Raw genomic sequence first — 21,958 nt, 5'->3', positions numbered from 1 at the left:
CCCCGCCCCCGTCCCCCAGGCCAGCGCCGAGGACGATGCCCGCGAGCGCATCGCTTCCATGGAGCGCGAGGCCAAGGCGCTCGCCACCACCGAGCCGCAGACCGCCGCCCTCCTGTTCCATGAGGTCGGCCTGCTCTGGGAAGAGCCGCTCAAGAACCCTCGCAACGCCGCCGTCGCGTTCCAGAACGCCTACAAGCTGGCGCCCCGGTTCCTCGCCAACATCCGTGCTGCTCGCCGCCTCTTCGCTGACGTCGGCAACTGGCAGATGGTCGTGCAGCTCATCGACGCGGAGCTCACCGCCTCCGAGGATCCTCGCCAGCAGGCGGCCCTCCTCTTCGAGAAGGGACAGATCCTCGAGGAGCGCCTGTCCCGCGACAACGACGCCGCGGATGCCCTGCGCCAGGCCCTGGACCGCAAGCCCACCGACGTCACCCTCCTCACCCAACTGGAGTCCGTCTACGCCGCGCGCAACGACGCGGGCGCGCTGGTGGAGATCTACCGGCTGCTCGCCACCGCCGTCGTCCCTCCGTCCCTTCGCGCCCACTACCTCACCTCCGCGGGCATGCTCCTGGAGGAGCGCCTCAAGCAGAAGGACGCCGCCGCTGCTGCGTTCCGTGAGGCTTTCGCACTCGACCGCTCCGACCCGCTGCTCCAGGCCGCCATCAAGCGCGTCGCCGAGCGCGAGGGCCGCACCGACGAGCTCCTCTCCGCCCTCTTCTCCGAGGCCGAGGGCCAGGGCTCCCAGGGCGCTCCCGCGTACCTCCACATCGCCAAGGTCCATGACCGCCTGGGCCGCAAGGACGACGCCCTGTCCGCGCTGCTCGCCGCTCGCCGCGTGAGCCCTCATGAGCCGCTCGTGTTGAGCGCGCTCGCCGGCATCTACGAGACCCAAGGCCGCTTCGAGGAGCTGGCCGACGTGCTGCTCGCGTGGGTGGGCTCCATCAACGACGAGAGCGAGCTCGTCGCCATCAACCTGCGCCTCGCCGCGCTGTACGAGGACGACCTCAAGCGCGACCAGGAGGCCGCCGCCCGCTACCAGGCCATCCTCGCCCGCATCCCCAGCCATGCCGCCGCGCTCGCGGGCCTGGGCAAGTTGTCGTACCGGATGCAGAACTGGGAAGGACTCGTCGCCGTCTTCGACGCGGAGGTCACCGCCGCCGAGGACGCCAAGGGCAAGGCCGCTCGCATGTACAAGGCGGCCGAGATCCTGGAGGAGCGCCTGGGCCGCCAGGAGGACGCCATTGCTCGCTACAACGCGTGCCTCCAGCTCCAGCCGGGCTACCTCCCCGCGCAGAAGGCCCTCACCCGCCTCTACGAGCGCCAGGGCCGCTTCGCCGAGCTGGTGTCGATGTTCGAGCAGGACCTGCTCCAGACGTCCGACCGCGATCAGGTCATCACCACGCTCAACAAGATGGCGGTCATCTACGAGGACCGCCTCGGGGACCTGGACCACGCCATCGAGTGCATGAAGCGCATCCTCGACCTGGCGTCGGATCACCTGCCCACGCTGCGCAACCTGGCCCGCCTCTATGAGCGCGCCGGACGCTTCCGCGAGCTGCTGGAGACCAACGACCTGGAGGCGTCCTTCGCCGGTGACACCAAGCAGGTCCTGTCGCTGCTCCACCGCAACGCGGAGATCCTCGACGAGCACCTGAAGGACCGCGTGGGCGCCATCACCGCGTATGAGCGCGTGCTCGCGCTGTCGCCCTCGTACCTGCCCGCGCTCAAGGCCCTGGGCCGGCTGTACGCGCAGGACGGCCGCTGGGAGAAGCTCATCGACATGTACCGCGCGGAGGCGGAGATCTCTCCCTCCACCGACGCGGCCGCCGCGCTCATCTACAAGATCGGCGAGCTGTACGAGCACCGCCTCAAGCAGGAGAACGAGGCGCTGGCGTCGTACCAGGAGGCGCTGATGCTGGCGCCCAGCTACTTCCCGGCGCTGCGCGCGCTCGCCCGCATCCACCGGGCCCACGAGGCGTGGGAGAGCCTGGTGGAGGTGCTGCGCGCGGACGCCGCCAACCGCACGGATCCACTGGAGCGCGCCAACGCGCTCTACCAGGCCGCCGCCATCTGGGAGGACCAGCTGGGCCGGCCCGAGCTGGCCATCGAGGGCTACCAGGAAGTGCTGCGCCTCACGCCGGGCCACGCCGCCACGCTGCGCGCGCTGGAGCGCCTGTACGTCGCGCAGGACAACGTGAAGGAGCTGGTGTCCATCCTCGACCGCGAGACGCAGGTGGGCCAGACGCCCGCGGCCAAGGTGACCGCGTACCTCAAGCTCGCGCGGCTGTACCTGGACCGCTTCCAGGAGCCGTCCCGCGCCGCGCAGTGCTGCGAGTCCGTGCTGGGCCTGGAGGCCGGCAACCTCACCGCCCTCATGCTGCTGGAGCGCATCCGCGTGTCGGACCGCGTCCGCCGCGCGGAGCTGCGCGCCCGCATCGCCGAGCGCGTCACCGACACGCGCCTGTCCAGCGCCCTGCGCATCCTGGCCGCCGCGGATCAGGAGAAGGGCCCGCCCTCCGAGCGCACCCTGGAGGTCTACCAGCGCGCCTTCGACGCGGACCCCTCCGACGCGCGCCTCGCCTTCGGCCTGGAGCGCGTGCTGCGCCAGAGCGGTGACACCGCCGCACTGTCGCGCATGTACGGCATGCGGCTGGCCGTCACCACCGACGCCACGGAGGCGCTGGAGCTGCTCCTGCGCGCCGCCGAGCTGGCGGAGAAGAACCCCGACCAGGAGCAGGCCGCCGCGCTGTACCGGCAGGCCCTGGAGCTCCAGGCTCAGTGCCTCCCCGCGCTCCAGGGCGCCCGCCGCGTGGCCCTGCGCCGGAGCGACTTCACCACCGCGCGCGCCATGATGGAGACCGAGGCCCGCGCGAGCCGCGACACCAAGAGCGCCATCGAGGGCTTCGTCGCCGCCGCGAAGCTCGCTGCCCAGAAGCTCAATGATCCGGACGGCGCCGCGGCCCTCTACCGCCTGGCGCTGGAGCGCGATCCGCTGCACCCCGGCGCGGCCACCGGCCTGGAGGAGCTGCTCGCGCAGCGCGGCGGTTCCTCCGACCTCGCGGCCCTGCACGAGCGGCGCGCGGAGGCCCGGCTCGCGCAGCGCGACGCGGAGGCCGCCGCTGCGGCGTACGTCACCGCGGCCCGCCTGCACAACGTGGCCCTGGGTGACCGGGCTCGCGCGCTCGCGGTGCTGGAGAAGGCCCTGGCGGCCCGGCCCGGCTTCCCCGACGCGCTGGAGACTCGCGGCCTGCTCCTCCTGGAGGCGCAGCAGTACGCGGAGGCCGCGCAGATGCTCGGCCAGCGCGTGCAGCAGGGCGGGGATCCTCGCGTGCTCGCGCAGCACCACCTGACGCTGGGCGCGCTCTACCAGCAGCACCTCAACGACCCGGGCCGCGCGGCGGCTCACCTCCAGACGGCGCTGGCCACCCTGCCCCGCCACCCGGAGGCGCTGGAGCGGCTGGCCACGGTGTACGCGCAGGGCCGCAACTTCGGCGGCGCGGTGGACTGCCTGCGGCGGCTGTTGGATCAGGACCTGCCCAACGACGCCCGCGCGCGCTTCACCGTGGAGCTGGCGCGCATCCACGAAGAGGGCCTGGGCGACGTCGCCTCCGCCACGGCGCTCTACAAGAAGGCGCTGGAGCTGACGCCGGGCGAGCCCGCGCTGGTGGACCGGCTGGTGGCCCTCTACGAGCGCCAGCGCAACCTGCCGGAGCTGGCGCAGATGCTGGAGGCCCAGGCCGCCGCCACCGCGTCCACGGACGTCAAGCGCGCGGTGTCCCTGCGCATGCGCGTGGCGAGCTTCTACGCGGGCCCGCTGACGGAGCCGGCTCGCGCCACCGTCATCTACCGGCAGCTCGTGGAGCAGGACCCGCAGAACCTCCAGGCGCGCGCCGCGCTGGCGGATCTGTATGGCCGCGACATGACCAGCTTCCCGCTCGCCATCGAGGAGCACCGGCAGATCTTGCGCCAGGACCCCGCTCGCGTGGACAGCCTGCATGCGCTGTTCAAGCTCTGGGACGTCCAGAAGCAGCAGGACAAGGCGTTCGCCGTCGCCGCGGTGCTGACCTTCATGCGCGCCACCAACGAGGTGGAGCAGGCCTTCTACTCGGAGGCCCGCGCCCGGCAGCCGCAGGAGCCGCGGGAAGCGCTGCCCGCCGCGGACGTGGACACCGTCCTCATGCACCCGGCCGCGCGCGGCCCGCTGACGGACCTGCTGCGCGCCATGGGTGAGCACCTGGGCAAGGTGTACCCGCCGCAGTTCGAGATGCTCGGCGTCAACCCGAAGCAGGACAAGCTCAAGTCGGACTCGGCCGTGTTCAAGGCCGTGCGCGCGGTGGCGCAGACCTTCGGCGTGGAGGAGTTCGAGGTCTACCTCGCCCGGCGCGGCATGTTGCAGCCGGAGACGACGGAGCCCCTGTCCCTGTGCGTGGGCCAGGACGTGGTGCGCCGCTTCAACGCCCGTGAGCAGAAGTTCCTCATCGGCAAGGCGGTGCTGGGCCTGCTCAACAAGACGGCCGTCCTCTCCAAGCTGTCCCAGGGCGAGACGGTGGACCTGTTCGGCAACGCCATCCGCGTCCACGTGCAGCAGTTCAACGGCCTGGGCCGGCGCAACGACGAGACGACGAAGCAGCTCAAGAAGGCCTTCAACCGCAAGGCGATGAAGGCCTCGGAAGGCCCCGCGCAGACGCTGTCCGAGCAGTCGAAGATCGACGTCGCGACGGTGGTGGACGCGCTCGGCTTCTCCGCGGACCGCGCGGGCCTGCTCGTCTGCGGCGACCCGTCCGTGGGCCTCACCATGGTGCTGCGCGAGGATCCGAACGTGGTGGCCAACCGCCAGGACGGCACCACCGACGCCATCCTCCAGGCGGTGCGCGAGCGCGCGGACCTGAAGGCCCTGCTGTCGTGGCTGCTGACGGACGACTTCTTCCGCCTGCGTCAGCGCATCGGGCTGGCGCTGTAGTCGTCCCCGAGCCCCGAGCTACTCCCGGCGGACCAGCGAGTCCGCCGGGAACCCCGCGAGCAGCCGGCCCACGGCGTCGTCCACGTGGGCCCGCTCCGGGGCCTCCACCGTCACCTTCACGCGGTAGTCCATGGCCGCGTCGAACACCGGATAGGAGCCGATGGCCACGTGGGGCATGTCCAGCGCCACGCGGTCCAGCACGGCGGCCAGGGCGCTCTCGCCCAGGTTGAAGTACAGGTTGACCAGGTGCACCGGCGTGCCGCTCAGCCGTGAGAGCACCGTCTCCAACTGCATCCGGAAGAGCTGCGGCACCCCCGGCAACAGGAACATGTCCCCCACCGTCAGCACGGGGAACCACATGCCCGGCTGGGCCAGGAGCACCGCGCCCTCGGGGGCGTCCGCCAGGCGCAGCGACTCCGGCGTCACTGGCGACGTGCCCGCGCGGGCCTGGATGGCCGACACCATCTCCGGCAGGCGCACCACGGGCCGGCCCAGCGCGAGCGCCACCGCGCGCACCGTGACGTCGTCGTGGGTGGGGCCAATGCCTCCACTGGTGAAGACGTAGCGGGCCTTGCGCCGGGCGCGGGACACCGCGTCCACGATGGCGTCCACGTCGTCCAGGATGGTCTCCACCGAGACGAGCGGGATGCCCAGCTCCCGCAGCCGCTGGATGAGGTGGGGGCCGTTCTCGTCCTTCACCTTCGCGGTGAGGACCTCGTTGCCAATGATGATCGCCGCCGCGCCGGTCCGCTCCATGGAACCGAGGATTCTACTCCAACGGACCCCGGGGGTGGACTCGCGTGTTGCGCTGGCGCGGACCCGTCCTGTCCTGGAGTCAGCACGAGGGGACGGACATCCTTCGCGCATGGACTCCACCGAGACCCGGGACGCGATCCGCGCGTCCGTGCGTGCCCTGTGCAACCGCTTCCCTCCGAAGTACTGGCGCGCCCTCGACGCGGAGCGTGAATACCCTCACGACTTCGTCAAGGCCCTCACGGAGGCCGGGCTGCTGGCCGCGCTCATCCCGGCCGAGTACGGCGGCGCGGGGCTGGGCCTGCGCGAAGCGGCCGTGGTGCTGGGGGAGATCAACCACTTCGGCGGGAACGCGTCCGCGTGTCATGCGCAGATGTATGTGATGAACGTGCTCTTGCGGCACGGCTCCGCGGAGCAGAAGCAGCGGTATCTGCCGGAGATCGCCGCGGGCCGTCTGCGGCTCCAGGCGTTCGCGGTGACGGAGCCGAACTCGGGCTCGGACACCACCGCCATCGAGACGACGGCGGTCCGGCGCGGGGACCGCTACGTCGTGAACGGGCAGAAGATCTTCATCTCGCGCGTGCTCCAGTCCGACCTGATGCTCCTACTCGCTCGGACGACGCCCCGGGCGGAGGTGCGCAAGAAGACGGACGGGATGAGCGTGTTCCTGCTCGACCTGCGGAAGACGCAGGGGCTGGAGGTCCGGCCCATCCGGACCATGATCAACCATGCGACGAACGCGCTGTTCTTCGAGAACGTCGAAGTGCCCGTCGAGGGGCTGATCGGCGAAGAGGGCAAGGGCTTCTCGTACATCCTGGATGGCATGAACGCGGAGCGGGTGCTCGTCGCGTCGGAGGCCATCGGGGATGGCCGCTGGTTCATCGAGAAGGCCGTCACCTATGCGCAGGAGCGCGTCGTGTTCGGCAAACCCATCGGGGCCAATCAGGGAGTGCAGTTCCCCATCGCGAAGGCGCACACGGCGCTCACGGCCGCGTCCCTGCTGACCGAGCAGGCCGCGACGCTCTTCGACAGCCACCAGCCCTGCGGGGCCGAAGCGAACATGGCGAAGTACCTGGCCGCCGAAGCCGCCTGGGAGGCCGCCAACGCCTGCATGGACACCTACGGCGGCTACGGCTTCGCCGAGGAGTACGACGTGGAGCGCAAGTTCCGCGAGGTGCGCCTGTTCATCAACGCCCCCGTGAGCCGGAACATGGCCCTGTCGTACATCAGCCAGCACGTCCTGGGGCTGCCCCGCTCGTTCACGTAGTGCCGGACGGCGCGTCCCGGCCCTCGCGGACGTGGACCACGACCTTGCCGATGGCACGCCGCTCCGCGAGGGTGCGCAGGCCATCGGCGGTCCGCTCCAGGGGCAACCGGAGGGTGATGCGCGGGAGGATGCGGCCCTGCGCGTACCAGGCGAAGAGCTGCTCCATGGTTTCGCGGAGCGCCGCCGGGTCGTGGTAGCGGAAGTAGCGCAGCGACGACCCCAGCACCGCGCGGTGCTTCACGAGCAAGCGATGCGAGGGGATGCTCGGGGCCTGTCCCGCCGCGAAGCCCACGAGGACGTAGCGTCCTCCCCACCCCAGCGTCGAGAGCGCCGGGTCGAAGAGCGCGCCACCGACAGGATCGAAGCAGACGCTCACACCGGAGGCTCCCGCTGCGGCGAGCACCTGCTCCTTCCAGTCTCCGTCAGCGTGACTGATGACGTGGTCCGCGCCCGCTTCACGTGCGATGGCGAGCTTGTCCGGCGTGCTCGCGACCGCGATGACGGTGGCCCCCAGTGCCTTGCCCAGCTGCACGGCCGCGAGCCCCACGCCCCCACTGGCGCCCAGCACGAGGAGCACCTCCGAGGGCTTCAGGTGGGCGACGCGGATCAGCGCCAGGGCGGTGCTCACGTAGGCACTGGTCAAAGCGGCGGCGACATCGAAGGAGACGCCGGCGGGAAGCAGGAAGGTCTCCCTCACGGAGGCCACTGCCTGCTCGGCATAGCCTCCGTGCCACAGGATGGCCACGACGCGGTCACCGGGTTGGAAGCCCGAGCCTTCGGGTGCGCTGGCGATGGTGCCCGCTGCCTCCAGGCCTGGGACGAAGGGCAGCGCGGGCCGGGTCTGATAGGTCCCTCCAATCATGAGGAGGTCGGCGAAGTTCACGCTGCAGGCGTGCACGTCGATCGTCACTTCGTCGGGCTTTGGGACGGGCGCAGGAGCCTCAGCGAGGGTGAGCTGCTCGGGTCCGCCCCACGTCCCGCAGACAATCGCTCGCATGTCGTCACTCCTGGATGGAAGGGGCCGCGAGGCTTCGCCAGAGGTCGTCGTTCGCGGGCAGGCGTGACGCCTCGGTCACCAGTTGTTCGAGCTGCTCCGGGCTGCGCGCGCCGACGAGGATCGACGTCACGAAGGGGCAGTGCACCAGCCACCAGGTGGCCAGGCCCGACGGTGACAGCGTGTGGGCAGCGGCCTTCACCCTGAGCTGTTCGACGCGGCCCGCGTTCTCCGGAGTCCACGCCTTCGCGTAGAGGTCCCTGCGCTGTCCGATGCGCGTGCCTTCCGGAATGTCACCCGCGATCGCGTACCGGCCACTCAGCAGGCCGCCCGCCAGTGGCGAATAGGGCGTGTACTGGAGTCCCAGCTTCGCGCAGGCCTCCAGCACACCGTTGTGTGCGTCATCCTGCTCGAGCAGGTTGAAGCGGTTCTGGACCCAGCCGAACCCCACCGGGCCGCCAGAGTGCGGAGCGGCACAGCGCAAGAGGTCGCTCGCGGTCACGTTCGACAGGCCGAAGCGGCGGACCTTGCCCGCCCTCACCAGGGACTGGAAGGTGTCCAGGACGTCGTCCCACTGCGTGGCTGGGTCCGGCACATGCGCCAGGTAGAAGTCGAGCGTGTCGACGCGGAGCCGTGCGAGCGACCGGTCCACCTCCGCGAACACGTGCGTCCGCCCGAGCCCGCCACGAAGGCCCACCTTGGACGAGATGAGCACCCGGTCCCGCATCGCGGCGCCGCGTGACGCCAGCCACGCGCCGATGATGGCCTCGCTGGCTCCGTCCGCGTAGGTGCCCGCCGTGTCGATGAGGTTGATCCCCAGCGCCACCGCACGATCCAGGAGCGCATGCGCTTCGGCTTCAGTCTCCCCCTGGCCCAGCAGCTTCCGGGAACTCCCGATGCCTCCGAAGTTGGCCGCCCCCAAGGCGAAGACCGACACGTCGATGCCGCCCAGCTTTCGGTAGATCACGTCCGCCACGCCTCCGGAAAGGGCAACGCCAGGTCCCCCTCCCCCGCGCCGGAGGAAGCAGGCTGGCCCAGCAACGTGAAGTGCGCCGTGTAGGTCGCGGCGGGCTCGCCCTCGTCGATGAAGACCTGGGACGTTGCCGTGAGCCGCACCTTGCCTCCCTGACGAAGCGTGTCGGCTTCCAGCGCGGGCAACGTGTCACAGCGAGCCCGGTAGTCGCAGGTGATGGGCCGGTGGATGGCGAACTCACAGCGGCGAAGGAGGATCTGCACGGCGAGCCGCTCCGCCCACGCCGCCCGCACGAGCAACAACCAGGGAGCAAGCCCAGCGGCGGTGAACACCCCAGGACCGAAGGCCGTGCCCCGGTGATTGAGCGACGGCCCCAGCGGCGCAGCGAGCACGATGCGTCCGGGCTCGAACGACTCGAAGTGGATCCCGAGGAACTTCGTCATCGGGATCCGTGCATGGAGCTCCATGGCCAGCCGAGCCAGGACCGCCTCCAGTGCATCAAGGGGCTCACCGTTCACGGCCGGCTCCCCATGAACCGTTTCGAGCCCTGAGTGGGAAGCACCGTCTCTTGATGGGCTCACGCAGCGTCCCTGTCGTTGATGCATGGGGCCTGGAGGTCGGGCCCGGCTTCGAGCACGACGTGGTAGTGGGTGCCTCCGCTTCCCGCTGCGTTGACGCCCGCGAAGCGCGCATCCTTCAGCTCTTGCGGCTCCGTGGGGACGCGGAGGTTGTCGGCCGCGCCGACGAGCGGGGTCGTCACGCCCAGAGTCGCCGGCGCCTGCTTCGCGGCCAGCGTGAACAGCGCCTTCATCAGGCTCGCGGCTCCAGCGACCGCACCGGTGTGGCCGATGTTCGGCATGACGGCTCCCAGGGGAAGCGGCCTGGCTCGCGCGGTACCGAGCGTCCGTCCCAGGGCCGAGAGCTCCGCGCGGTCGCTTGCGGGATGCCCACTGCCAAAGCACTCCACGAAGGCGAGCGCGTCCGCCGACACATCACACCGTGACCAGGCGCGCCGGATGGCCAGGCTCATCGCGGGCTCGGAGACGAGTCCGTGGTCCTCGGGCGTTCCGAACGCGCTCCCGACCGCGCGGATGATCCCGAGCACCGGATCCCCTCGCTCGCGCGCATCCGACAAGCGTCGCAGCAGGCACACCGTGGCGCCTTCTCCAGGCAGGTAGCCGTCGGAGGCCGCATCGAACACCGTCGGCGTGTCCCGCTGGGACAGAAGTCCCATCGCGCCCTCGTCGGCCATGCGCGTGACTCCGAGTCGCATGTCCGCGGTCGCCCAGAACACCGCGTCCGCTTCACGCGACGACAACCGGCCGCATGCGACGTCCAGGCCGCCCATGGACGACGCCGCACCTCCGGCTTCGATGGCGCAGGTGGGTCCGGTCAGATCGAACGCGCGGGCAATCCTCGCCGCCATGAAGCTCGGCGACAGGTTGAACAGGCTGCCGGCCCACAGCTCCGGCAGGTCACTCGACAGGCGCTTCATCGCCGCACGCACGGTCCGGGCCACGCCCTTGGCGTCCTTGCCCGTCTCGCGCAACACGCGCTGGAGGTGCTCCTCTATCTCCGGCAGACGTGCGGCGGCGACCTGACGCAGTCCGTACTCGCTGCAGTGCTCCGCGGAGACGACCACCGGGATGTTGCTTCCCCGTTCGATGGAGACCTTCGCTGCCGCGCTTCGCGCGAGGTCCACCAGCAGGTAGTGGAGCGGATCATGCCGGAGGATGTCGGCCGGTCGTTCGTCGTACTGGCTTGCGTTGTCCGTGAAGCGGGACGCGTCCAGGTCCAGCGGCGCCCCGAGTCCGAACGGCAACCTCCGGAAGGCTCGGCGGCCGCGGAGCAGGTTCGTCCACAGCGTGGCAAGGTCGGGAGCGTCCGCGAACGCACCGGCCATCCCAACGATGGCGATGGGTTCGTCGCTCCTCGCGGGGCACCTCCGCGTGTCTCGCAGCAACGCCTGGGCTCGCTTGGGGGAAGGCCGGTCCTCCACCACCGCGTGGTAGTTCTGGCCTCCGCTCGCGATGGCGCTGACGCCGCCCATGCGCGGCTGCTCACCCGCGGGCCACGGCCGGGCGGTCTTCTCGACCTCGATGAGCCCTCCGGGTTCGAGCAGGCTCCGGGGCTTGTCCCCATGCACCGGTCCCGGAATGGCTCCGGACTCGAACAGGGCGAGCAGCGCGACCAGGTTCGCCAGCCCTGAAGCCTCCTTCGCATGCCCCAGGTTCCCCTTGATCGACATCACGGGCACCGGCGACGCGGGTTGGGCCGCCTCCCCCTGCGCCTTCAGTGCGCGATCAAAGACCTTCGCCTCCACGGCGTCACCGGCCCGCGTCCCCGTGCCGTGCGCGAGGATCACCCCCAGCTCCCGGGGATCCACGCCTGCCTGGTCGAGCGCACGCCCCACTGCCAGCCCGTGGCCTCGCGGATTCGGGACCAGCATGTACGCCTCGGCCGCTCCGTCGTTCGCCCCGCCGACGCCGCGGATCACCCCGTGGATGGGGAGCCGTTCCTGCGTCGCCCGCTCCAGGCTCGTGAGCACCAGCAGCACCACTCCGTCGGAGATGACCGTGCCGTTCCCCTTCTGGGCGAACGGGAAGCAGCCCTCGGACGACAGGAGGCGTGAGTTCGAATAGAGGACCTGGTTCACCGTGTCGACGTAGGACAGCGCGCCCGCGATGGCCCACGGCGCCCCCTTCGCGAGCTCCCTCGCCGCCAGTTCGATCGCGGCCAGACCGCCGGTGCAGTTCCCATCCACGAGCAGCGCCTTCTCCGTGGTGCCCAGCTCCTCCGCGATGGCGCTCGCGAGCCGATGCGTGGCGCGCTCCCTCGGGTCCTCCACGAAGTCCGGCCCGAACGAGTCCCGGAGCGACTGGCGCACCTTCCGGGTGAGGTCCGCCAGCTCGTGATGGGAGAACTCATTCGGATGCGCGCCGTGCACGAGATACGGCTGGAGCTGACCCGCCACGGCCAGCACCGCGGCGTCGTAGAGCCCGTGGCCGCCACCGCGTGAGTGCGCGAGGAACACCGGGACGGGCTGCCCACCCAGCGAGCCAGGAGCCAGTCCCGCCGAAGCCAGGGCCCGGTGCGCCGTCTCCACTACCCACCGCTGCTGAGAGGCGTCCTCAACGAAGCCTCCCAGCAGCGTGGAGGTCCGAGCCGCGCCCACGGCCGCTGAAGGATCCAGATACAGGGCCCGGGGAATGCGCTCCTCCGGCCACTGGCCATACGTCGTCTTCCCTCCGTGAAGCACCTCCGCCAGCTCATCGAGAGTGCGAGCGCCAGGCAACACAAACGCAAAACCAGAGATCGCCACCGGCGCGATCCCATCCAGGCTTCCTTTCCGCATTGCAAATCAATGTAAGGCCATGATTCGAATGCGTCCACGACCAGCTGAATCACACACATCCCTGCCAACACACGAAGGCGCCAGCGCGATCCTACCTGACGTATTCAAGGGGTTTCATCGAGAGGACGCGCCCGCCCGCCGGGGAGCGTCGTTCCAGAGCCCAAGAGCGGCTGATATGATTTCAAGCTGGGCGCCCCATCCACAAACACTGCCAACGGCAAAATCCAGGGTGGGTTGACGCCAGTCTTTCGCATCAGTATATCAAGACAGACATCGCGGCCCATCCATCCAGCCATTGGCTGCCGCTCCATCCCCCTCATCCCCTGGACAGCCCATGAAAAGACTCGACCCGAGCCGTCTCAAGGAATCGTTCATCAATGTCTCCACCTTCCCGGCGGACCTGGGTGAAGGCCGCTCGGCGGCTCCGGCCGACGCGCTGCTCGACGCCGTGGTGGAGGCCGTGGAGAAGAAGAACGGGTTCGCGGTGGTGTTCGGCGTGAACAAGCTGCTCGCGGATCGCGGGCTGGACCTCCACACCGAGTCCGGCGCCGCGCTGGCCCGTGACTACCTGGAGGGCATCTTCCGGGCGATCGCACCGCGCTTCGACCTGGCCCGCTACAGCCCCACGCCCATCTCCTACGACCGCGTGGCCAAGATGGACGTGGACGGCTTCAACAAGAACCGGAACTTCACGCCCAACAGCGACCACACGGAGAGCCGCGAGTTCGTCACCACGAAGTGCGTCCACTTCGACTCGGCGACGCCGTTCATCGCGAACCTCTACGGCCCCAACCAGAACATCAGCGGCGGCATGCCGATGATCTGCGACACGCGCCGGTTCTGCCAGGACAAGGGCCTGGACCCGCGCTCGCTCATCGAGAACATCCCCAACAACTACAACGTCGCCGTGAAGGCGGAGTTCTCCGAGGAGATCCTGCGCGACTACTCGTTCGCGCTGAAGCTCGACCTGGAGAACGACATCGTGATGATCGTCCTCCACAACGAGGTGGTGGGCGGGCTCGCCCACGCGGCCACCCAGCCGTCCCTCACCGACACGAGCAAGGCCGCGAAGCGCCCCATCCGGCACGTCGAGTACCAGGTCGCGGGCACCGACGACCTCCGGCGCTGGTACGACTACTACGGCCTGTCGCTAGAGAAGGCGACGAACCACAAGGACGACGCCAACATCACCCGCTTCGTCAGCGGCGAGCTCAACCCGTACCCGAACATCATCGAGGTGCGGGCATGACCTCGCGACAGCACGCGGAGCGCAACGCGGCGGAGATGAAGGACCTGCTCGCGTACCTGGACGCGCGGCCCTGGCCGGACGGCTATGAGGCGGCGCGAGTCCACTACGATTCACTCGGGCTGCCCGTCGCCTCGGACATCGGGGTGGAGCCCGTCAGCGTGAACGGCATCCGTGCCCAGTGGCTCACGCCGCCGGAGTGCGATCAGGACCGCGCCCTCCTCTTCCTGCACGGCGGCGGGTTCGTCTTCGGCTCGCTCGTGAGCCATGGGCACATGGCCGCGGAGATGGCGCGGCAGGCTCGCTGCCGGGTGCTCCAGCTCGACTACCGCCGGGCACCGGAGCACCCCTACCCGGCCGCGCTGGACGACGCGACCAGCGCGTACCGCTGGCTGCTGGAGCGTGGGTTCAAGCCCGGCCACATCTCCATCGCCGGGGACTCCGCGGGTGGCGGCCTGGTGGTCTCCATGCAGGTCAACGCACGGGCCCAGGGGCTTCCGCTCGCGGGCGCCCTGGTGTGCATCTCGTCGTGGTTCGACCTGGGCATCCACGGCGACAGCTACACGTCGCGCGAGAAGGCGGACGCGCTCGTCCAGCGCAAGGTGGTGGAGGAGGTCGCCCGGCACTACCTCAACGGACAGGACGCGCGGCAGCCGACGATTTCACCCATCCACGCGGACCTCACCGGCTTCCCTCCCCTGCTCATCCAGGTGGGCGAGCGGGAGCTGCTCTTCAGCGACTCGCAGGCGATGGCGAAGAAGGCCCAGGCCCAGGGCGTGGACGTCACGTTCGAGGAGTGGCCCGACATGGTCCACGTCTGGCACCTGCACTTCCACCGCCTCACCAGCGGCCGCGAGGCGCTCCAGCGCATCGGCCAGTTCGTGATCGACAAGACAGGAGCCCGGAAGTGACGACGCCCGGCGACGCGGTGATGGGTCCCCACCTGCACCGCAACAACCAGAAGATGATCCCCGCGAGCGAGAGCGCCTGGGCCGTAGCCCGGGAGTCGAACATGCTCAACATCCGCGTGGAGGCGGTGGACGGCCAGAACCACCTGCGCGAGGTGGACACCGGGCACGAGTTCGCCAACCTGTGCTCCTGCTCCTACCTGGGGCTCAACAGCCACCCGGACGTCATCCAGGGCGGCATCGACGCGCTGAGGCGCGAGGGCATCACCGGCCTGTCGATGGCGGAGTTCCGCATCCGGCTGGGCCTGATGGAGGAGCTGGAGGAGCAGCTCGCGGACCTCTTCGGTGGGCCGGTGCTGCCCGCCGTCACCTCCAGCGCGCTCACGGCGGCCATCCTGCCGGTGCTCGGGTCGGGCCACCTGACGGACAGCGAGCCCCTGGTGATGGTGTTCGACAAGTTCGCGCACTTCTCCATGGCGTTCGTGAAGCCCATCGTCGCGGACGAGACGCGGGTGCTGAACTGCCCGCACAACGACATGAACTACCTGGAGGACGTCTGCCGGAAGTATCCGCGCGTGGCGTACGTGTGCGACGGCGTCTACTCCACGGGCGGAGCGACGGACCTCCAGGCGCTGCTCACGCTCCAGGAGAAGTACGGCCTCTTCCTCTACCTCGACGACTCGCATTCGCTCTCCACGCAGGGGAAGAACGGCGAGGGCTACATCCGCTCGCGGCTGCGCGAGATGAATGACCGCACGCTGATCATCGCCTCCATCGCCAAGGCGTTCGGCAGCACGGGTGGCATCGCGATGCTCGGCTCCCGCAAGCACTACGACTTCCTCTACCGGACGGGCCCCATGGGTTGGTCCCAGAGCCTGCGGACGGCGGCCATCGGCACCTCCATGGGAAGCATCCAGGTGCACCGGAGCCCGGAGCTGGCGAAGCGGCAGGAGCAGCTCCGCCGCAACATCGCCCTGTTCGACGAACACATCCAGACCGAGCAACGCGGCGACGGCCTGCACATCAAGGTCGTGGAGGTGGGCGAGCAGGACAAGGCCGTGAAGCTCTCACGCGAGCTCTACAAGCGAGGCTTCTACTGCTCCGCGGTCTTCTTCCCCATCGTGCCCGTGGGGAAGGCCGGCATCCGGCTGATGCTGCGCGGCGACCTGCCCACGGAGCAGGTCCAGGCGTTCATCGGCCACCTGAAGGAAGTCCTCGCGACGCTGTAGGCGGGGAGCGCGCGATGGCTGCCTTCCTTCCACACGATGTCGTCACCGCGCACGGGAACCTGCCCCGGCTCGTGCGCGAGCTGGAGGCGGCACTCACGGAGGGCTTGCATGAGCGCATGCAGGTCCCGCTGCGCGTCGCGGTCCCCTCCTCTTCCCGGCACGCCGCGTTCGTGTCGATGCCGGCCGTGTCGGAGCACCTGGGCCTCTACATCAACAAGGTGGCGACCCTCTTCGAGCGGTCCGCCACGGATCCGCTGCCCACCATGAACGGCGTGGTGGCGGCGTTCTCCGCGCGCACGGGAGCGCTGCTCGCGCTGCTCGATGGCGCGGCGGTGACGGAGCTCAAGTGCGCCGCCGTGTCCGCGCTCGTCACGGATCTCTGCGCGCGCACGGATGCCCGGACGCTGGCGGTGGCCGGCACCGGGGCGCAGGCCCGGCAGCAGGTGCTGGCGGTCCGCGCGGTCCGCCCCATCCAGGAGGTGCGGCTCTGGGCGCGGAACCCGGCCCGGTGCGGCGCGTTCGCCGCGGAGCTGCGCGCATCCCTGGGCGAAGTGGTGCACGTCGTCGCCTGTGCGTCGCTCGACGAGGCCACTCGGGGCGCGGACGTGATTGGCACCGCGACGTCGTCGAAGACACCGCTGGGGAGCTTCGAGGGCCTCTCCCCCAGCGTGCATATCAACTGCATGGGCGGCCACACCGTGGAGGCTCGGGAGGTGCCGCTCGAACTGCTGCGCACGTCGACGGTGATCGTCGAGGACCTGGCCACCGCGCTCGCGGAAGCCGGGCCTGTGCACGCCAACGCCGTCACCCTGGGGCAGCTCGTGCGGAGGGACAGCGGTCCCCTGCGCTCGAGCCGCACCGTCTTCAGCTCGACGGGACACGCCTTCCTGGACGTCCTCACGGTCGCGCATGTGCTGCGCGAGCGGGAGCTGAGTCATTGAACCTGGAGGAGCACATGATGAAGGAGTTGCCCCGAATCGATTTGACGTCCGCGACACCAGGATCCGAAGCCGAGCGCCGTGCGGCGTTCGAGATCGACCGGGCCTGCAAGCAGGTGGGCTTCTTCACCCTGAGCGGTCACGGCATCGAGCCATCGGTCTTCGAGGACGCCTATGGCCTCTCGCGGGCGTTCTTCCGCCTGCCGCTCGAGGCGAAGAACCAGTGCCGGTTGAAGTCCGGTTTCACCATGGCCGCGGACGACTACACGCCCTACGGCTACAGCGGCATGCTGGAGGAGAACGCCTACGCGTACATGGGCCGCAAGGGGCTCCCCAGCGACTACGTGGAGAAGTTCAGCGTGGGCCGGCTCATCGAGGACGACAGCGCAAGCCTGCCGTTCAGCGAGGACGCGGAAGGCCAGCGGCTGCGCGCGGCGCTCAAGGCGTACTTCCGGGAGTGCGAGGCGCTGACGGCCCGGCTCACGGAGCTGTTCAGCATCGCGCTGGACCTGCCCCGGGACTTCTTCGCGAAGAAGACCTCCGCGTCCACCGACTCGCTGCGCTCCCTGCTCTACCCGCGGCTCAACCCGGAGTTGGTCAACGACCAGGGCATGGGCGAGCACACGGACGGGACGCTGTTGACGGTCCTGGCGCAGACGGGCCCCGGCATCCAGGTGAAGGAGCGCGGGGGCTCATGGATCACGCCCACGTTGGAGCGGAGGGATCACCTCATCGTCAACATCGGCGACCTGATGGCCCGCTGGTCCAATGACGAATACGTGTCCACGCCACACCGGGTCGTCCTGTCCGGGGGCGAGCGTCAATCCCTGGCGTTCTTCAAGCTCGCCAACGACGACGCGCTCATCGAGTGCTTCCCCAAGTTCTGCAAGGACACGCCCGCGAAGTACGAGCCCGTCGTCTACAAGGCCTTCTCCCTCCAGAAGATGAACGCGCTGTTCGGTGTCGGCGACACCGGACGCCCCTGAGGCCCACCCATGATCGGTGCATTCAACGAAGCGTTCCTCGCCGCCCTGGAGGAAGGATGGTCGCCCGAGCGTGATGCAAAGGCGCACGCGAGCACGATCGCCGCCATCCACGACCTGGACTCTCCCATGTACGAGAAGAGCCAGTTCGCGCACCCGCTCCTCTTCAGCGAGGCGGAGTTCCAGGAGCTGAGCCGTGCGTGCCGCCACCTGCTCTCCGCGCAGCTGAAGCTCATTGACCACCTCATCGACACGCGCTCGCGGGAAGGCCTGCTGGACCTGCTGCGGATGCCGCGACGGCTCGTGGACTTCATCCACTGGGACAACCTGCGTCACGGCGACGCGACGATTGGCCGGATGGACGTCGTGCCGACGCGGCAGGGCTACTTCTTCTGCGAGTTCAACATCTTCCCCGGCGTGGGCGGAGGCGAGGCCTTCGAGGGGTCCCGCGCGGCCACGGAAGCGCTGGGCTTTCCCATGGCCGGGTTGATGAACAGCCCGCTGCGCGACCTCGCCGTGCTGTACGCGGACGAGTGCCGCAAGCGGGACCTGCGCCGGGTGGTGATCCTCGACTCCACCGGTCACTCGCAGCTGGGGTATCCGCGGCAGGAGTACCTGAAGCGGTACCTGGAGGAACTGAACCCGGACGTACCGGTCCACATCCTCGATGAGGTCCGCTACCCGGAGGTGTGGCTGACGCGTGAGGAGGCCGAGCGCACGCTCATCCACCGCATGTTCACCTACGAAGAGGTGACCGACGGCTTCGTGTTCCTGGAGAAGCTCTGGGCGAGCGGCGCGGTGCTCACCAACGGTTTCGAGCCGGAGCTGCGGATGAGCAAGCGGTTCCTCGCGCTGCTGTGCGAACCGGGCCACCACACGCTGTTCAGCGACGAGGAGACGGCCGCCATCCAGAGGTACCTGCCGCATGCCTTCTCCTTGTCGGAGGAGAACCTGACGGACGCGCTGCGCGACAAGACCGGGCTGGTGTTCAAGATCGACGACAGCAGCTCCTACGGCGGCAGCGGCGTGCTGATGGGGGCGGACTGGCCCGCGGACGTGCTGGAGCAGAAGCTGCGCGAGCCGGGCATCGAGCGGTGGATCTGCCAGCGTGTCGTGGAAGCGGAGACCGTCCGGCTGCGCGCGGCAGGTGACTCAGCCCCGGCGGAGTACCGGCTGGTGCTGGGCTTCTACTCCTATGGCGGCAAGCCCACTGGCTTCCTGGTGCGCGGCAGCCGCACTTCGAAGGTGGTGAACATCACCAGTGGAGGCAAGCTGGGGTGGGCGTTCGTCGTCTCCGAGGAAGGACGCCAGGTCTTCATCCGTCACGCGCGGGGCCGCGCGGAGGACGTCACTGCAAGGAGTGCATGAACCATGGCGGCGAACCTCATCCTTCTGGGCGCGAGGCAGTTCATCACGGAGCGGGCGTGGCAGCTGGGCCTGCGGCCGTTGATCATCCAGCAGCCGGGCCTGTCCGATGACCACGTGAACCGGCAGTCCGACCGGGTCCTGCTCATGAGCTATGACGACCCGGCGCTCATCCCCATGCTGAAGGCCGCGCACGCGGTGACTCCGTTCGTGAGCGCCATCACCGTCGCGGAAGAAGCGCTCATCACCTGCGCGCGCATCAACCAGGCACTGGGACTGCCCGGGACGCCGCTGGAGCTGGTGGAGAAGACGCGCGACAAGCCGGCCATGCGGCGGGTGCTCGACTCCGGCGGGTTCTCACCCGTGCAGTGGGCGCCGGTGAAGACGCGGGAGGAAGCCGTCGCGTTCGCCGAGCGCCAGGGCTATCCGTTCATCCTGAAGCCCGTGGACGGCGTGGGCAGCATCGACGTGCGGCTCGTGCACTCCGCCGCGGACCTGGACGGCGTGCTGAACGGCCGCGCGTCGTGGATCGCCGAGGAGTACCTGGATGGCCCCGAGTACTCCGTGGAGTGTTTCTCCTTCGCCGGGCGCCACGTCATCCTGGGCATCAACGAGGAGACGAAGAGCACGGACCCCAACGGCAGCGCGTTCCTGGAGGTCGCGCACCAGGTCCCCGCGCCGATGAGCCCGGAGCGGGACCGCGAGGTGCGCGACTTCATCCGGAGCTTCCTGGACGTGCTCGGGCTGAAGGACGGCCCTTCACACACGGAGCTGAAGTACACGGCGCGCGGCCCGCGCATCGTGGAGACGCACACGCGGCTGGGCGGCGACCGCCTGTGGGACCTGGTCCGGCTGACCACCGGGCATGACCTGCTGGACATGACGCTCCAGTGGGCCATGGGGACACTGAAGCCCCTGGAGGTGGATCCAGTGCCCCGGGGCGGCGCGGCCATCCAGTACTTCACCCCGCCCCCCGGCAAGCTCAAGCGCATCCACGGCGCGCTGGCGCTGAAGCGGCTGCCGGGCGTGGTGGACATCTCACTGGCGGTGGAGCTGGGAGGCACCATCCGACAGGCCCTGAAGTCCGAGGACCGCGCGGGCTATGTGCTCGCCTACGCGGACACCGTGCAGCAGGCGCAAGCCGTGTGCAGGGAGGTCAGCCAGCGGCTCGTGTTGGAGACCGCGTAGACGGTGCGTTCTCCGGTTTCCCTCGGGCTCGTCATCCCGCCCCGTCACCCGCTGTTCCCTGGTGTGCGTCCTCAATCCACCCTGGACGGGCACACGGCGGCCCTTCACTGTGGCTTGAAGGGCCACCGCTTCCGGTCAGGATTCCTCGTCAGGCAAGAGCGTGCGGAGTAGCTCGTCGTCGGGGCCGAGCGGAAACCAGCCGGGAGGAGGAGGACTGGAGAGGAGTACATCGCCGGCCCGGTCAACACGCTCCTTGTGTGTTTCTGGGGTGTAGGCGAACCACGAGCCGAGTGCCTTGGCGACCTTGAATCGGTTTGCGTCATCCAGCACGGCCGGCCACCCATTGGGAAGGCTCTGAGACAAGAGGCGCACGAGAACATCACGGACAAAGCGCGTGACCCGCTTGCTCTGTTCCGCCTCTGCAAGCAACCCGCTCAACACCTGCACCGCAGCGACGTCATCGTCGCCTAGCTCGTCGGCCAGCGCGTACAGCGGGACAGCAGGGCGCGCATCGGCAAAGGCCGTGAGCGAGTCGAAGCCGCGCGCGCGGACTCGCTCGTACAGGCGCGCCTTGATGTTGCCCCGCCAAGCGTCTCCACCGCTCATCGTCTTCTCCCGGTCGTGAAACTCATCGGGATCCGGTAGTCCTTCATTCGGTCCGCAACGATGTCCAGGACCTCATTGCGCGTCAACATCCGGCCAGCCTTCGCCTCGGCCTTGAGCAGCGCATCCATGATCATCCGGTTCCACTCACCGGGCCATGTGCGCCCCAGTTTCCAGTTCCCCCCGCCGTGAATCGCTTCGTGGTGGGCCTGCTCCAACCGGACGCAGAACTGGTCGATGTCCATATCGCCCTTGAAGCCGCGCCGCTCGAACCACTCGCGATGCTCCTGCGGCAGCACATGGTGCGTTGGGGCGTCCGACATGCCCGCTCCCGCTCTGCCCGTCACCTGCATGCCGCGCACCTCGGGGCTGTCCCCCAGCGCGTCGCGTACGCCCTTGGGCAGGTCCTGATGCGCCTGGGCCATCGTGACCTGTCCGCCCTGAATGAGGACGGCCGCGCCGACCGCGGGAACGGAGATGACGCCCGCCTGCACGAGCCTTCGCATCATCTCCACCCACTCCGCGGAAACCACCATCCGTGAGCCCACCATGACTCCGCCCGAACTCATCACGACCCCCACGCCCAGCGTCGCAGGGGCTGAGGGCGGCACGCATGGCAGGGCCAATTTCATCGTGGAGATCATCGCGACCATCTCCACCGCCTGCATCGCCGCGATGACCTGCCCGCCGAGCTTCATGGTCTTGCGGGTCTCCCTCTGGAGCGTGTCGAACTCACGCGTCAGTTTCCCCATCAGCTCGGGCATCGCGGTGGTCGCCGCCTCCACGCGCTCCGGGTCCAGCGAGGCAAGGTCCGTCAGCGTGGGCTCCATCAGCCCCTGCACGCGATGAAGGTCCACGAAGAGCTTCTCGGCGCTGCACATGGGGCAGTGACGAAGCACGGCGTCCGCGAGGTGCAGGAAGTCCACCCAGGTGGCCAGCAGGAGGGTCCCGAACCAAGCCGCCTGGAGCTTCGGTCCCGTCATGCGCAGCAGGCCCAGTTCCATGTCCGTGTCGCCGACTTCCGAGGCCACCTCCGTCAACGCGGTGGCGCTCCCAATCGCGCCATGAAGCCACGTCACCTGCTTGGAGCCCTGGTCGAGGTAGCGCGTGAAGACGCCGGTAAGGCTCCAGCCCCAGGGGTCTGGAGGACGGGCCGCCAGTTGGGTGAACGCGGCCTCGACGCTGCGCAGGGAGCC

General features: G+C 69.3%; 16 protein-coding genes. 9 read left to right on the top strand and 7 right to left on the bottom strand.

All coding sequences use genetic code 11. From position 1 onward, the window contains the following. A partial coding sequence (locus D7Y21_RS04655) for a tetratricopeptide repeat protein (protein WP_121711517.1) occupies nucleotides 1-4,960 on the top strand: 4,960 nt, incomplete at its 5' end. A gap of 18 nt (nucleotides 4,961-4,978) precedes the next feature. On the opposite strand, the gene D7Y21_RS04650 is transcribed toward D7Y21_RS04655, so the two are convergent. Next, the gene (locus D7Y21_RS04650) at nucleotides 4,979-5,716 is read right to left on the bottom strand and encodes a molybdopterin-binding protein (RefSeq protein ID WP_121711507.1); all 738 of its coding nucleotides are present in this window, start codon (nucleotides 5,714-5,716) and stop codon (nucleotides 4,979-4,981) included. 109 nt (nucleotides 5,717-5,825) lie between these two features. Between D7Y21_RS04650 and D7Y21_RS04645 the strand changes: the two genes are divergently transcribed. Continuing rightward, nucleotides 5,826-6,980, top strand: coding sequence for an acyl-CoA dehydrogenase family protein (locus tag D7Y21_RS04645; RefSeq protein WP_121711505.1), 1,155 nt, complete (start codon nucleotides 5,826-5,828; stop codon nucleotides 6,978-6,980). Here the strand turns inward: D7Y21_RS04645 and D7Y21_RS04640 are convergent. Genes D7Y21_RS04640 through D7Y21_RS04625 form a run of 4 tightly spaced genes read right to left on the bottom strand, consistent with a single transcriptional unit; the run spans nucleotide 6,973 to nucleotide 12,302 of the window. After that, the gene (locus tag D7Y21_RS04640) at nucleotides 6,973-7,977 is read right to left on the bottom strand and encodes an NADPH:quinone oxidoreductase family protein (protein ID WP_121711504.1); all 1,005 of its coding nucleotides are present in this window, start codon (nucleotides 7,975-7,977) and stop codon (nucleotides 6,973-6,975) included. The genes D7Y21_RS04645 and D7Y21_RS04640 overlap by 8 nt on opposite strands. 4 nt (nucleotides 7,978-7,981) lie before the next feature. Beyond that, nucleotides 7,982-8,941: an aldo/keto reductase gene (locus tag D7Y21_RS04635; RefSeq protein WP_158627232.1), complete on the bottom strand. Its 960-nt coding sequence runs from the start codon at nucleotides 8,939-8,941 to the stop codon at nucleotides 7,982-7,984. Next, nucleotides 8,938-9,465: a YiiD C-terminal domain-containing protein gene (locus tag D7Y21_RS04630; RefSeq protein ID WP_158627231.1), complete on the bottom strand. Its 528-nt coding sequence runs from the start codon at nucleotides 9,463-9,465 to the stop codon at nucleotides 8,938-8,940. The genes D7Y21_RS04635 and D7Y21_RS04630 overlap by 4 nt, the downstream gene beginning before the upstream one ends. 59 nt (nucleotides 9,466-9,524) lie before the next feature. Continuing rightward, nucleotides 9,525-12,302 carry a polyketide synthase gene (locus D7Y21_RS04625; RefSeq protein ID WP_121711498.1) on the bottom strand — a complete coding sequence of 926 codons (2,778 nt, stop codon included), beginning with the start codon at nucleotides 12,300-12,302 and terminating at the stop codon, nucleotides 9,525-9,527. Between the two features lie 334 nt (nucleotides 12,303-12,636). Here D7Y21_RS04625 and D7Y21_RS04620 point away from each other — a divergent pair, with 334 nt between their 5' ends. Genes D7Y21_RS04620 through D7Y21_RS04590 form a run of 7 tightly spaced genes read left to right on the top strand, consistent with a single transcriptional unit; the run spans nucleotide 12,637 to nucleotide 20,159 of the window. After that, the gene (locus tag D7Y21_RS04620) at nucleotides 12,637-13,551 is read left to right on the top strand and encodes a hypothetical protein (RefSeq protein ID WP_121711496.1); all 915 of its coding nucleotides are present in this window, start codon (nucleotides 12,637-12,639) and stop codon (nucleotides 13,549-13,551) included. Further along, nucleotides 13,548-14,459: an alpha/beta hydrolase gene (locus D7Y21_RS04615; RefSeq protein ID WP_121711494.1), complete on the top strand. Its 912-nt coding sequence runs from the start codon at nucleotides 13,548-13,550 to the stop codon at nucleotides 14,457-14,459. The genes D7Y21_RS04620 and D7Y21_RS04615 overlap by 4 nt, the downstream gene beginning before the upstream one ends. Further along, the gene (locus D7Y21_RS04610; protein ID WP_199735354.1) at nucleotides 14,456-15,685 is read left to right on the top strand and encodes an aminotransferase class I/II-fold pyridoxal phosphate-dependent enzyme; all 1,230 of its coding nucleotides are present in this window, start codon (nucleotides 14,456-14,458) and stop codon (nucleotides 15,683-15,685) included. The genes D7Y21_RS04615 and D7Y21_RS04610 overlap by 4 nt, the downstream gene beginning before the upstream one ends. A gap of 14 nt (nucleotides 15,686-15,699) precedes the next feature. Next, nucleotides 15,700-16,626: an ornithine cyclodeaminase family protein gene (locus D7Y21_RS04605; protein WP_121711493.1), complete on the top strand. Its 927-nt coding sequence runs from the start codon at nucleotides 15,700-15,702 to the stop codon at nucleotides 16,624-16,626. A 14-nt stretch (nucleotides 16,627-16,640) separates the two neighbouring features. Beyond that, a complete protein-coding gene (locus D7Y21_RS04600) occupies nucleotides 16,641-17,609 on the top strand; it encodes an isopenicillin N synthase family oxygenase (RefSeq protein ID WP_121711513.1) in 969 nt (322 codons plus the stop codon). A gap of 9 nt (nucleotides 17,610-17,618) precedes the next feature. Continuing rightward, nucleotides 17,619-18,974, top strand: a complete 1,356-nt coding sequence (locus tag D7Y21_RS04595; RefSeq protein ID WP_121711491.1) for a hypothetical protein — start codon at nucleotides 17,619-17,621, stop codon at nucleotides 18,972-18,974. Nucleotides 18,975-18,977: 3 nt separating this feature from the next. Next, the gene (locus D7Y21_RS04590) at nucleotides 18,978-20,159 is read left to right on the top strand and encodes an ATP-grasp domain-containing protein (protein ID WP_121711489.1); all 1,182 of its coding nucleotides are present in this window, start codon (nucleotides 18,978-18,980) and stop codon (nucleotides 20,157-20,159) included. 135 nt (nucleotides 20,160-20,294) lie between these two features. Here D7Y21_RS04590 and D7Y21_RS04585 read toward each other — a convergent pair whose 3' ends face one another. After that, nucleotides 20,295-20,765, bottom strand: a complete 471-nt coding sequence (locus D7Y21_RS04585; protein WP_121711487.1) for an NUDIX hydrolase — start codon at nucleotides 20,763-20,765, stop codon at nucleotides 20,295-20,297. Beyond that, nucleotides 20,762-21,766 carry a DUF2380 domain-containing protein gene (locus tag D7Y21_RS04580; protein ID WP_370038112.1) on the bottom strand — a complete coding sequence of 335 codons (1,005 nt, stop codon included), beginning with the start codon at nucleotides 21,764-21,766 and terminating at the stop codon, nucleotides 20,762-20,764. Before D7Y21_RS04580 ends, D7Y21_RS04585 begins: the two co-directional genes overlap by 4 nt. Between the last annotated feature and the right edge of the window lie 192 nt (nucleotides 21,767-21,958).

The organism is Corallococcus sp. AB045 (assembly GCF_003668895.1).
GTDB lineage: Bacteria > Myxococcota > Myxococcia > Myxococcales > Myxococcaceae > Corallococcus > Corallococcus coralloides.
The sequence above is the reverse complement of the archived record's forward strand: the minus strand, read 5'-3'. Positions and strand labels throughout refer to the sequence as shown.

Bases quoted from the DNA above. Each gene is read 5' to 3' on its own strand.
- D7Y21_RS04650 (WP_121711507.1), bottom strand. From the start codon at position 5,716: ATGGAGCGGACCGGCGCGGCGGCGATCATCATTGGCAACGAGGTCCTC.
- D7Y21_RS04645 (WP_121711505.1), top strand. From the start codon at position 5,826: ATGGACTCCACCGAGACCCGGGACGCGATCCGCGCGTCCGTGCGTGCC.
- D7Y21_RS04640 (WP_121711504.1), bottom strand. From the start codon at position 7,977: ATGCGAGCGATTGTCTGCGGGACGTGGGGCGGACCCGAGCAGCTCACC.
- D7Y21_RS04625 (WP_121711498.1), bottom strand. From the start codon at position 12,302: ATGCGGAAAGGAAGCCTGGATGGGATCGCGCCGGTGGCGATCTCTGGT.
- D7Y21_RS04620 (WP_121711496.1), top strand. From the start codon at position 12,637: ATGAAAAGACTCGACCCGAGCCGTCTCAAGGAATCGTTCATCAATGTC.
- D7Y21_RS04615 (WP_121711494.1), top strand. From the start codon at position 13,548: ATGACCTCGCGACAGCACGCGGAGCGCAACGCGGCGGAGATGAAGGAC.
- D7Y21_RS04605 (WP_121711493.1), top strand. From the start codon at position 15,700: ATGGCTGCCTTCCTTCCACACGATGTCGTCACCGCGCACGGGAACCTG.
- D7Y21_RS04600 (WP_121711513.1), top strand. From the start codon at position 16,641: ATGATGAAGGAGTTGCCCCGAATCGATTTGACGTCCGCGACACCAGGA.
- D7Y21_RS04595 (WP_121711491.1), top strand. From the start codon at position 17,619: ATGATCGGTGCATTCAACGAAGCGTTCCTCGCCGCCCTGGAGGAAGGA.
- D7Y21_RS04590 (WP_121711489.1), top strand. From the start codon at position 18,978: ATGGCGGCGAACCTCATCCTTCTGGGCGCGAGGCAGTTCATCACGGAG.
- D7Y21_RS04585 (WP_121711487.1), bottom strand. From the start codon at position 20,765: ATGAGCGGTGGAGACGCTTGGCGGGGCAACATCAAGGCGCGCCTGTAC.
- D7Y21_RS04580 (WP_370038112.1), bottom strand. From the start codon at position 21,766: ATGGAACTGGGCCTGCTGCGCATGACGGGACCGAAGCTCCAGGCGGCT.